We start from the raw sequence: 11257 nt of genomic DNA, 5'->3' as shown, positions 1-11257 counted from the left end.
CCGCCCCAACTACAGGGTTGAATAACCAACCCTGATACTTCGTCAGAATGTTGCTCGCACCTACGACATCTCGGTGTCCGTGCCATTTACATTTAGGGCAGTGATATGCCCGTTTATTCGGCTTTTTCTTATGCCCACACTGCGGACAGGTTTGCGACGTATAGGCTTCGTCTTGGGAGTCAACCTGGATACCGACCCCTTTCGCTTTGTAGGCAATCATTTCTGTTATTTTCCCAAACGCCCATTGGTGCAACTTCTGATTGATTTTTGATCCATAGTCTATAGATTGTCGTATGTGCTTTATATCACCTATCACAATCGTCTCTACTTTCTTAGATTTACACGCAGAGACAAACCGAGACGTGAGTTTATGTCGAACGTCACGGATAAGATTATTAAGGGTGTTAAGAGTTCGGTTCTTGGCACGCTTGAGTTTCTTCCAACGCCTACTTCCACGCTGACACCGTGAAAGCAACTGATTTATTGTTGCTTTGAACTTCTCTCGATATTGAACGAGACTCCGTAAGTATCTGCCGTTATAGATTTCGGCGGTGAGTCCGTCAAAAGAGACGATGGGATGTATTTCGCCTAAATCTACAGCAACGACACTGCCTATATCCGCTTTAGGTTTCCTTTGGGACTGTGTCTCATAAGTCGCGTGGAACTCATAGATATGCGTGTTTCTGTTATAGACGAGTGAAACCTCTGCTGGCACTTTACCATGAAACTTCTTATCTATTTTGATATAAAGTGCGTCTCTGCCACGCCCCATAGAGAGTCGAAGTTTTCCGCGCTTGTAAGTGATACCTGACGCACGCCATGTAAATGTATGATACCAACTCCGTTTGAAGGGTGGCCTCGCATTTGAATTACTCTCAAGATTGCTAAAGAATGCACGTCTTGCACCGCAATAGTCGTCTATGATCGCTTGAACTGAATGGGCGTGGCATGGATATTCCTTGAACTTCAAATACTTCTTGAGTCCGCTATCCGAAAGCCAAAACCCTTTTTTATCGTGTGTCTCTTGGGTCAGCGATACCGTCTTGGAATAGATACGACCCCTCATTTGGCTTTTCTGTCGCTACAATGTAACTACGATAGTCTTTATCTGTTTTTCGCATGGTATATCACGTATCACGCTTTTATCCCCTTACCAGTGGGAGGAAACCAGCACGCCACCAAGCGGTGACGCTGGTAATGCTGGTTTCCAACGTGATACTATCATTATACCACTTTTTTACAAAAAATGTCAACGCTTTTTTTGACTCCTGCACGAGTCAACGGGGTTGGACCCAACGCTAAAGCATTGGGATTGTTAGACAATTCTCTTCAGTTTTCGCTATTTTCCTTGATTTTCGGAGGTGTCGGGAATCGGAGTTCCCTCCTACAAATTAGCAGTCAGCAGTCGGCAGTCGGCGATCCGTAAGGCAGAGGGTGTTGTTAGACGCATACCTCTGTACCGATAGTTTCCGATAGCCTCTTCGCTGATACCCAATATTGTCGGGAATCGGAGTTCCCTCCTACCGGAGAACTGAACGGCTCTGCATACTCAAAACAAAACTTGCGATACTCCCAAATTAATGTTAATATTATCTAAGATTAACATCCACTAAAAGGTTACAGATGGCTCTTAACACAAAATCTTTTCCCGCCTATTTCTCACTTTTTAAAGTGACGCTTCGCCAAATGTTTTGGAGTAAACGAACCGTCCTCATTCTGCTTGGATGTCTGCTATCACTTGTCATAGCACTCGCATTTCGGTTCATCGCACAAGGGAGTGGAACAGTCAACCGATTCATCCCTATGTTAACGTTGGCACTTTATGGACTCTTGGTGAATCTATCCTCAATTTTCTACGGCACTGCCATCATCTCAGATGAAATCGACGGAAAAGGTTTGATATATCTTCAGATGCGTCCGATCCGTAAATCGTCGATTCTTCTTAGCAAATTCGCTGCATACCTCGTCGGGACTGTTACGCTTATCGGAATATCTCATCTGATCCTGACGGGTATTATGCTAACGCACCCAAAATTACAGAACGGCGTGTTTTTTCAGGTAGGTATGAGTCTACGCTATACCGTCTCAATGGCATTAGCACTGTTAATTTACGGTGCACTTGCTGCACTGCTGGCAGCCAAATTCAAGAATCCTGTATTGTGGGGGTTGGTATATTTGATGGGATGGGAAAATATTACCGCAAGTCCACTGATGCCGACTGCAATCAAGAGACTCTCTATATCACACTATCTTTTCACGCTATTTCCACGTTATAGACTGCCGCGAAGCGATTTCAATGAACTTTTAGGCACATCACCGCCATCCGCGTGGGTGGCACTTCTCGTCATCTTCATATTGACAGTGGTGCTGCTGTGGCTTGCGATCCGAATTTTTAGGGATCGAGAATATTTGATGTAAGCGATTGTCAACCGCGCGCCTTGAGAACCCGCGCGGTCTCACGTGAAACGATCAATTCTTCATTCGTAGCAACAACAAGGATTTTGGCGCGGCTGTCAGCCGCCGAGAGGTCTACTTCGCCAGTAAGTTGCTCATTCTTCACGGCATCTAAGTGAATACCGGACCATTCCAGTCCTTCACAGATTTTCGCTCGCGTGATTGGGCTTTTCTCACCGATACCCCCAGCAAATGCGATCACATCGACTCCGCCCAGCGCAGCGATATACGCACCGATATATTTTTTCACACCGTAAACGTAAGTATCGAGTGCCAATCGGGCATCATCGTTGCCTGCATCAATCGCCGCTTCTATATCACGCATATCGCCACTCGTGCCAGAGATCCCTTTCAACCCGGAATCCTCAACCAATTGACGACGAATCTCATCCGTAGAGAACCCCTCTTTGTCAATCATATAGAGCACAGCAAATGCGTCTAACTCACCACAACGGGTAGACTGAATCATCCCGTATTGCGTAGACGTGCCCATCGACGTATCCATAGATTCCCCGTCCTTGATGGCGCAGAGAGATGAACTCCCACCGAGATGACAAGAGATAATACGCAATCCTTCCCCTGTTTCCTGTCCGAGCAGTTGCGGCACGCGTTCGGAGATGTATCGGTGTGAAGCCCCGTGGTAGCCGTAACGACGGATGTCGTGCTGTTCCACCCAGAAGCGAGGGACACCGAATTCGGCGGCGTAATCCGGGATCGTCTGATGGAACCACGTCTCAAAAACTGCAACGAGTGGGGTTGCGGGAAGCAATTCCTGAAAGGCACGGATAGAAGCGATATACGCGGGGTTATGCATCGGTGCGAGCGGTGTAGAGGTCTCCAGCGCGGTTATTACCTCTTCGGTAATCCGTGCGGAACGCCAGTAGCCTCGGGCAAGAATGGTTTTGAATCCGACACCGTCCAATTGCCCCAAGTCTTCAAAACATCCGACCTCGGCATCGGTGATTAGATCCATGGCGTGCGCGATAGCAACAGTATGTGTGGGTGCATCGATTTCGCCTTCGCGGGACGGTTTCCCCGGCACAGCGTGTGTGAAAGCAGAGGGTGAATTACCGATACGTTCCACGCCTCCCTTGACGAGCGAGGTCGTGGTCTTCATATCAATAATTTGGTATTTGAACGAGGTGCTCCCTACGTTCGCACAGAGTATACGCATAATGGTTCTTCATCGTCTTGGTTATTCAAAACCTTTAGAGCAGTTTCGACTTCAGTATCAAGATCTGCAGCACTGAGTTCAGCAAAAGGGGAGATTCCAGCCACAGACATCAAGTCTGAAAGATCCCATCGCGAAATATCGAGAAGTTTCGCAGCTCTACCGGCACTAATATCCCCATGCCGAAGGAGTTCAAGCACAAAAGCCTCTTTCGCTTTACGTTCCGCATCGGTTTTGTGTCGCAAAAAACTCTCGTCAATAGGCAGTGTAAATGTGAATTGGACTTCAACTTCCGCTTTTGCCATAAGACTACCTCACTTACCCGTTTTCTTTCACAAACAACCGCATTTGCATCCAAGAAGAAAAAATTTACTTGAACTATTGGCTTCAATCAAGATACGGGCGGTTCAATTACTTGCGCCATACTTTTCTCCACAGTCGTGTTTATGTCTCTTTCGTCTTCGCGCTTAGATTCAACACAGGAGTCCGTGTCTGCTACCGGTCGAATCAAGAGTCTACATCCCAACGCGTTGAGAATAGTGCTGAGCGTGTCAATCCGCGGTGCTTCGTTGCTGGACAGAATGTCGGAGAGGGATTCTGGAGCGAGTCCGGTTTTCTGGGCGAGTCCGGAAATCCCGCCCTGCGATTCTACGACCGTCCACAGTGCCAGCAGCAGCAAAGGCGTGTCACCGTCAACTTGGTATTCCTCAAGTGAGAATTTGAGATACCGAATTGCCTCTTCTGGATTAGCAGTAAACCGTTCAGTTAGATATGCGCGCCATATTCTCAATTTTCTCATTGTTGTGTTCCTTGTATTCTAACCAATAGTTTTTTGCGCGTTCAATATCCCGTGTCTACGATGATTTGTCCCCGCCGCAAAGCAAAAGGAAATTGTGTTATCTACTTCACTAAAATAGATGCGATAACCCGTTCCAAAGTGGAACCGTATCTCAAAAACACCTTCGCCGACAGACCTATAATCGCCTAAATTGCCATTTTCGATCTGGTCAAGTCGTCTTTGGATTCTGTTTTTTATTTCTGGATCCCGAATTGATTTTAGCCATTCAGAGAAAGGTTCTCGACCGTTTGGTGTCTGGTAGAATTGTAGTTCTCTTGGGTGTATATGGCGCATTATTGATTATTGCTTACACATATCATATCACGCTTTCGGGAGTGTGGGCAAGGTCAAACGCGGACGTTCGCCGAAATCGGGGACTTCGGGCGGATTCTCCTCCATCTGACGGAGGAGTTCTTCGATTGCGCGGTCGAGCTGCGGATCGGCTTCCGTGGCATAATCTTGCGGACGATAATCTATCTCTATATCCGGATCCGTCCCGTAGTTCTCAACACTCCAGCCAACATCAATGAACCAGAAAGAATACTCCGGCTGCGTTGTGCCACCTCTATCGACAAATGCCTGATGCGGTGAAATACCGATAACACCTCCCCACGTCCGCTTACCGATGAGCAACCCCAACTCCATCAACTTGAAACAGTGCGAGAAAATATCGCCATCGGAACCCGCATTCTCATTTGTGACAGCCACCATCGGACCCAAAACGGAAGCCTCTGGATACGGATGCGGTGTCCCCCACCGCGGGACATCATACCCAATGCGACGGCGAGATAACTTCTCTAAGAGCAGTTGCGAAACATGCCCACCGCCATTGTAGCGGACATCGATCAACAACCCCGGATAACTCACCTCGGCGAGAAAACCGCGGTGAAACTCCGCATACCCACGCCGTCCCATGTCAGGAATATGCACATATCCGATTTTGCCGTCGGTTTTTTCATGGACATACCGCCGATTATGGGATACCCATTCGCGGTACCGAAGTTCGCGTTCGCTTTCGAGAACCTTGAGTGTGACGACGCGTTCCTCGCCATCATCCGCACTTCGGAACGTCGCTTGGATATCCTGATTTGCGAGACTCACGAGCAGTTCACCCGGCGAAACGGTTTCACTGATGCGCTGCCCAGCGATAGCGAGTAAAACATCGCCTTCACGGATATTAATCCCTGGTGCGTTAAGAGGAGAATCCTTCGTCGCCTCCCAACCGTCGCCGCGCGGAATATGCGTGATACGATACCCATTGCTCTCCGCATCGTAAGCAAAATCGGCACCGAGGAACCCCTGGGCGTAATTCGGGGAACTCCGATAATCTCCCCCCATTTCATACGCATGTGAGGTGCCGAGTTCCCCCTGCATCTCCCACATCAAGTCCGAGAATTCACCGCGCGTTGCAATCCGTTCAAGGAGGGGCAGATAGCGTTGATACACATGCTCCCAATCCACACCGGACATATCCCCCGTCCAGAAATACTCACGCTGAAGCCGCCACGCCTCCCGATACATCTGATGCCACTCGGCTGTCGGAACGATGGAGGCTTTAACACGACTCAAGTCAATCCAACCGGTCTGTCGGCTCGGCCCCCCTCTACTCCCGGACTTGGAATCGCCTTCCGTCTTTTTGCCCGCCTTGATAACACGCAACCGATTTCCAGTGGAATAGACAATCGTTTTCACATCACGCGAGAGTTGAAAGTCATTAATACCAGAAACAAGTGTCTCCTTTTTTTGCTCCTTGAAGTCGTAGGCATGGAGCACGCCTCTCGGTCTGTTATCCTCATCGTCTGGGGGAGTATCTTGCACCGGAAACGACGTAAAAATCGCTTTGCCTTCAATACCAGCGATCTGTCGATAAAGTCCGTGCGGATATGGGAACGCGACGACGCGCTGCGTAATTCCTTCCACATCTATGGTTATCAGTTTCTCCGTCTTCTGCTCAGATTTCTCGTCAGATGTCTTATCTTCGCCGTCCTGTTTCTCTTCTCCTTCATCCTTCTCATCCTCAAGCGGACGAGGTTCCGGGATAAACGGATTACCTAATGTGTTTTGCAAGGTCACCAGCAAAGGACGCATCGCCGTCGGAAACCCAAGATCAAAGTGGAGCGCGTCATAGACGGGATTGAATTCGCGATAGGAGAGAAAATAGAGATATTTCCCCTCTGGATCCCATGCCGGACCGAAATCGTTGAATTCTGGATCTGTGACGAACCACGTCTCACCTGTCTCAATTCTACAGAGTTTGATTGAACGGGTGGTTTCCGTAGATGCGAAACTATAGGCACACCATTTTCCATCAGGCGACCACGCTACATCTCGGATACTTTGATAGTGTCCCTTGTCAAGCACCCGCATTTCCTGTGTCTCTAAATCAATGTGCAAAAGTTGGAGACGATTATTGATAAGCAGCAGCCAATCTTTCTCGTCGCCTTCAATCTGCGGAGCAACAGCGAGTTGCCGAACATGCCCGATGTCAAGCGCGTCAAGCCGAACAACGTCAGCACTCCCATCACGTGTATGAATTTCAAGAGCCTCTTCACCCTCAGCATCGGACAGCGTAACAAGACGCTTCCCATCGTTGAGCCACTCCGTAAAGCGATAGCGTGTTCCGTTGCGTTCGCCGTGCTGGAGAACGGCACCCTCCCAATTCGCCATTGTAAAGGGTTTCCCTCGAACGGTTACTGCCAATGCATGACCGTCTGGCGTTGGGGCATAATTCTGTAGGTAGCGCGATGGACTCACGAACTTCCGTTGTCGCTGGGTACGCGAGCTTCGGAATTCGACATCAACACGGGTTTCCGTACCACTCTCAATTTCATAAACAAATAAGTCAGCACCCGTGTGATAGACGATACGTGTGCCATCTGTCTGCGCGGAACGACAGTAATAGGTATCCTGATGCGTGTGGCGTTGAATGTCTTCACCCGTCGGTAGGCAAGAGTAGATATTACCAACACCCTCGTGGTCAGAAATGAAATAGATACGTTCACCAATCCACATCGGTGTTGTGAAATTACTATCTACGGGCGCGAGGAGCTGAAATTGTCCATCGCCATCCGAGTTAACCCAGAGTTGTCCAGCAGTGCCGCCGCGATAGCGTTTCCAGCGTGCAGGTTCACGGGTCAATCTACCGAGGACAACGTCACCCGTAGCACTGAAATCGATATGATTCGCGGGACCGTAGGATAGGCGTTGCGGTTCGCCCCCATCGGCGCAGATCTTCCATATCCAGGGATCAAATGCCAAACCGGCATTACTGGCATAGAGAATCGCGTTGCTATCGGCATCCCAGTTGACGATAGCAGCATTGCTCCCTTGATAGGTGAGCCGCTTCGCCTCGCCGCCGAGTGCGGGCATAACATAAACCTCGGACGGACCTTCTTCACGTCCTGAGAACGCAAGTCGTTCACCATCCGGCGATAAGCGAGGAGCACTCGCTGTGCCGAGATTCGATGTGAGTCGCCTTGCAATTCCACCTTCAACGGGAACCGTCCATAAATCATCTTCACATACAAAAACAATAGTATCTTGACAAATTGTTGGAAATCTATAATATCCTGACATTTTTTAGTTATACCTTGCGGTTTGGTTAGCTGGATTGGAACCTGAAAGTTCCTCTCCATATATCCGCCTCCACATGTAAAGCATTCTCGCTGCGAAGCAAAATTATGCCATTTAAGGAGAACCTAATTTCATTACGGACTACACACTTGTTGTTATATTTGTTGCAGAAAATCGCAATTCAACCCTGTAAATACCTGCGGGCGAAATCTGTTTGAATTGCGGGGTAGAATTTTGTGGAGACATTTAGGTATGCGCGAGTGTCTAAGGAAATTGTAGCATATTGATCAGGAAAAGTCAATACCTTGATTACAATTAGCCGAAACATCACACTTGAAAAAAGCTCAACTTTATGGTAGACTCTATACAATGTATTCAAAGACTACGGCATCAGAATCTATCGAATGAAGCAAATTGAAAATAATATGTATTTATGGGAGCAATAAGATGCATGTGAATATACATCACCCCTCAGAAAAACACGTGGCTGAGTTAGTCGAGCGTGCTGTCGCAGGAGAAGAAATTATTTTTGAACATAACGGCGAACCTGTTGCCAAACTAATACCCTTAAAGCCGGGAAACCTCAAACACCCCCGACAAGGCGGACAGTGGAAAGGAAAAGTCAAGATAGCCCCCGATTTCGATGAGCTTCCTGACTCCTTTATGGCAGCCTTTCGTCCGGAAAAAGTGTGATGAATCTGCTATTGGATACCCATGTCCTGTTATGGTGGCTTGATGACCCCAGCTTGTTATCCCAACAAGCAATGGAATCCATAAAACAACCGGATAACAATGTTACTGTCAGTGTCGTCTCCGCATGGGAGATTGCCATTAAAAAGAGACTCGGTAAATTAGAAGCTCCTGAAAATCTCAAGGAATCGGTAGCAGCATCAGGTTTTCAATGGCTGTCGGTTGTTTATGAACATGTCTGGAGAGTTAAAGACCTTCCATTTCATCATGAGGATCCATTTGATAGATTGTTAATTGCCCAAGCAGACATCGAAGATTTGACGTTTGTTACCCGTGATTCACGGATAAAGGCATATAGTATTCCTCTCCTTGATGCCTAAGAACCGGCGACAGGATTGACAGCACTACGGGCGATATAGGCATTCTTCCGATTAAACCTCACCTTCCCGAAAAAATAAACGGAGATAACGCAACGTTTCCGCTCGGTTCACTTGCCCAGAGAAAAAATAGGGGAGTAAATAGTTGAAAGGTACGTTTAGGGCGAAAGGTTAAATTCGAGGATATGAGCTCTTTTACAATCTACAAAAAAGGAGTAGAGATGCTATTAGAATTAATCTTAGGTACAATTGTTGGTGGAGGAGTTGTTGGTTTCTTAATCAATCATTACAGCCAAAAACGTATTAGGGGGTACAAAGAAGAAATAGTCCGACTGAATCAAAAATTACAAGAGAAAGAGATTTGCGAAAGTGAGATCCATAAACTTCGAGTTGAAATAGAAAGTTTAGTTGGGCGCAAAATAGATTTAGAGACTGAAATAGACGAGTTGGACAGTTTGGCAAGCAAACACCAGTCGGATCTACGTGACATTTCTCAAGAATTTGAAGAAATGAAGACAATATGTGACGAAACTCTAAAAAAATCTCAAGAAGCAGAAAAAGTCAGTAGTCAGCTTTTAGTAGACATAGATAAATTGACGAAGTCTAAGGGGACTCTGGCAGAAAAAATTCATTCTCTCAAAAACGAAAGGTATTCTGTTTCAGAGCAGCTTTCGGAATTGAAATCACAATTGGTTTCTGTGGAACATGATTTTGATCTGCAACAGCATGGACTTTACGAGCCTTTATATGATTTTGGCACAGCCCAAGAGTACAAAGAAAGACTGAAAGGTATCCGAGACGCTCAAAAGCAAATGTTTCAAGCGAAAACAGCTATCACGTGTTCTGCCGAGTGGAGTGTTGACGGAAGTAGAAGGGAAGGTAAGAAGATGACTACAGAAAAAATCAAACTCATGGCGAATGCGTTTAATGGTTGTTGCGACTCTGTTATAAGCAGAGTTAAATATAGTAATGTTGCCAGTATCGAGAAAAAGATAAATAAGGCTTTTGACGATATAAACAAGCTTGGGGCGACCCAGCGATGTTCAATATCTAACAATTACTTGCATCTAAAACTTTCCGAACTCCAATTAGTACATGAGTATCAAGAGAAACTACAGGAAGAAAAAGAAGAGCGTGCTGAGATAGCAAGGCGGTTGCGCGAAGAAGAAAGTGCACAAAAAGAACTTGAAAAGGCAAAACTCCTTGCAGAGAAGGAAGAGCGCAATTATCAAAAAGCTTTAGAAAAAGCCAGAAAAGAGTTTGAAGGTGCAGCAACGGATAATCGTAAAAATACCGAGAAACTCAGAGATAAAATAACCCAATTGGAACAGAGTTTGAGGGAAGCAACAGGAAATAAACTTCGTGCGTTGTCTCGAGCAGAAGTTACAAGCAGTGGCTATATCTATATCATTTCTAATATAGGTTCATTCGGTAAGGATATTTATAAGATTGGCTTGACAAGACGCTTAGAACCTGAAAACAGAATTAGAGAATTGAGTGGTGCAGCTGTTCCATTCAAATATGATGTGCACGCTCTGATTTTTTCTGAAAACGCTCCAAAATTAGAAAACACTTTACATAGAGCACTTGAAGAAAAAAGAGTGAATCTTGTAAACAAGCGTAAGGAATTTTTTAATTGCTCGCTTGAGGCTATTAAGGATATCTGTCATCAACATGAGGCTGGAGCGAAGTTTTTTGATATGCCAGTAGCTGAGGAATTCAGAAAGACCAAGGCAATGCGTAGAGATAAGGTTTTAAATCTCAATTGACTTGTAAAAACTTCTCGATTGCGAGATTGAAACAAGTGTGGATGTCAAATTTTACATACCTTAGAGATCGGCTATCGTTTTCTGCAAGAAGCAATTTCTGATGAAGGAGACAGCTTGGAACTCCGGGAGCATATTGACGACATACGCAACAGATTGAAAAATGATCAGTATCCCATATGAATTGGTTGGAATCTGTTTCACAAGACTTAAATTGGTGAACTACATACCCGGTACGAAAGGATGAAGCAGGTACCGGAGCTACTCAGAAAACTGACAAACCAGTTCGGCTAAAACGAGCCGGACACAATTCTTCTCAAATACGAGACTAGCTGAATTTAACGAAAGCTGTATTTTGTTGTTATCAAGCGATTCGTCTCATCACTTT

At 46.3% G+C, this 11257-nt stretch carries 9 protein-coding genes and 1 pseudogene; 4 read left to right on the top strand and 6 right to left on the bottom strand.

Annotated features, from left to right (window positions below):
* A partial coding sequence (locus tag J4G07_20840; protein ID MCE2416433.1) for a transposase occupies window positions 1–1066 on the bottom strand: 1066 nt, incomplete at its 3' end.
* Between the two features lie 557 nt (window positions 1067–1623).
* On the opposite strand from J4G07_20840, the gene J4G07_20835 reads away from it, so the two are divergent.
* The gene (locus J4G07_20835) at window positions 1624–2418 is read left to right on the top strand and encodes an ABC transporter permease (protein MCE2416432.1); all 795 of its coding nucleotides are present in this window, start codon (window positions 1624–1626) and stop codon (window positions 2416–2418) included.
* 7 nt (window positions 2419–2425) lie between these two features.
* Here the strand turns inward: J4G07_20835 and J4G07_20830 are convergent, their stop codons facing one another.
* The 5 genes and pseudogenes from J4G07_20830 to J4G07_20810 all read right to left on the bottom strand — a co-directional run bounded on the left by J4G07_20830 (window position 2426) and on the right by J4G07_20810 (window position 8039).
* Window positions 2426–3628 carry an acetate/propionate family kinase gene (locus tag J4G07_20830; protein MCE2416431.1) on the bottom strand — a complete coding sequence of 401 codons (1203 nt, stop codon included), beginning with the start codon at window positions 3626–3628 and terminating at the stop codon, window positions 2426–2428.
* Window positions 3604–3930, bottom strand: coding sequence for a UPF0175 family protein (locus tag J4G07_20825; GenBank protein MCE2416430.1), 327 nt, complete (start codon window positions 3928–3930; stop codon window positions 3604–3606). The genes J4G07_20830 and J4G07_20825 overlap by 25 nt, the downstream gene beginning before the upstream one ends.
* Before the next feature lie 86 nt (window positions 3931–4016).
* A complete protein-coding gene (locus J4G07_20820; protein MCE2416429.1) occupies window positions 4017–4424 on the bottom strand; it encodes a helix-turn-helix domain-containing protein in 408 nt (135 codons plus the stop codon).
* A 55-nt stretch (window positions 4425–4479) separates the two neighbouring features.
* Window positions 4480–4757: pseudogene (locus tag J4G07_20815) on the bottom strand (type II toxin-antitoxin system RelE/ParE family toxin).
* A gap of 27 nt (window positions 4758–4784) precedes the next feature.
* A complete protein-coding gene (locus tag J4G07_20810; GenBank protein MCE2416428.1) occupies window positions 4785–8039 on the bottom strand; it encodes a PDZ domain-containing protein in 3255 nt (1084 codons plus the stop codon).
* A 444-nt stretch (window positions 8040–8483) separates the two neighbouring features.
* On the opposite strand from J4G07_20810, the gene J4G07_20805 reads away from it, so the two are divergent.
* From J4G07_20805 to J4G07_20795, 3 genes are all read left to right on the top strand, one after another.
* Entirely contained in the window at window positions 8484–8729 is a 246-nt protein-coding gene (locus tag J4G07_20805; protein MCE2416427.1) for a type II toxin-antitoxin system prevent-host-death family antitoxin, read from the top strand.
* Window positions 8729–9106 (top strand): type II toxin-antitoxin system VapC family toxin, encoded by a 378-nt coding sequence (locus tag J4G07_20800; GenBank protein MCE2416426.1) that lies wholly within the window; start codon window positions 8729–8731, stop codon window positions 9104–9106. The genes J4G07_20805 and J4G07_20800 overlap by 1 nt, the downstream gene beginning before the upstream one ends.
* A gap of 218 nt (window positions 9107–9324) precedes the next feature.
* Window positions 9325–10872, top strand: a complete 1548-nt coding sequence (locus J4G07_20795; GenBank protein MCE2416425.1) for a DUF4041 domain-containing protein — start codon at window positions 9325–9327, stop codon at window positions 10870–10872.
* Window positions 10873–11257: the final 385 nt, after the last annotated feature.

The sequence above is a fragment of the Candidatus Poribacteria bacterium genome (assembly GCA_021295715.1).
Taxonomy (GTDB): Bacteria; Poribacteria; WGA-4E; order WGA-4E; family WGA-3G; genus WGA-3G.
This window is presented reverse-complemented; position numbering and strand designations above follow the sequence as displayed.

What these genes read in the sequence shown, in the direction of transcription:
- J4G07_20810 (MCE2416428.1), bottom strand. Translation starts at nt 8,039, where the DNA reads ATGTCAGGATATTATAGATTTCCAACAATTTGTCAAGATACTATTGTT.
- J4G07_20825 (MCE2416430.1), bottom strand. Translation starts at nt 3,930, where the DNA reads ATGGCAAAAGCGGAAGTTGAAGTCCAATTCACATTTACACTGCCTATT.
- J4G07_20820 (MCE2416429.1), bottom strand. Translation starts at nt 4,424, where the DNA reads ATGAGAAAATTGAGAATATGGCGCGCATATCTAACTGAACGGTTTACT.
- J4G07_20830 (MCE2416431.1), bottom strand. Translation starts at nt 3,628, where the DNA reads ATGCGTATACTCTGTGCGAACGTAGGGAGCACCTCGTTCAAATACCAA.
- J4G07_20805 (MCE2416427.1), top strand. Translation starts at nt 8,484, where the DNA reads ATGCATGTGAATATACATCACCCCTCAGAAAAACACGTGGCTGAGTTA.
- J4G07_20835 (MCE2416432.1), top strand. Translation starts at nt 1,624, where the DNA reads ATGGCTCTTAACACAAAATCTTTTCCCGCCTATTTCTCACTTTTTAAA.
- J4G07_20795 (MCE2416425.1), top strand. Translation starts at nt 9,325, where the DNA reads ATGCTATTAGAATTAATCTTAGGTACAATTGTTGGTGGAGGAGTTGTT.
- J4G07_20800 (MCE2416426.1), top strand. Translation starts at nt 8,729, where the DNA reads ATGAATCTGCTATTGGATACCCATGTCCTGTTATGGTGGCTTGATGAC.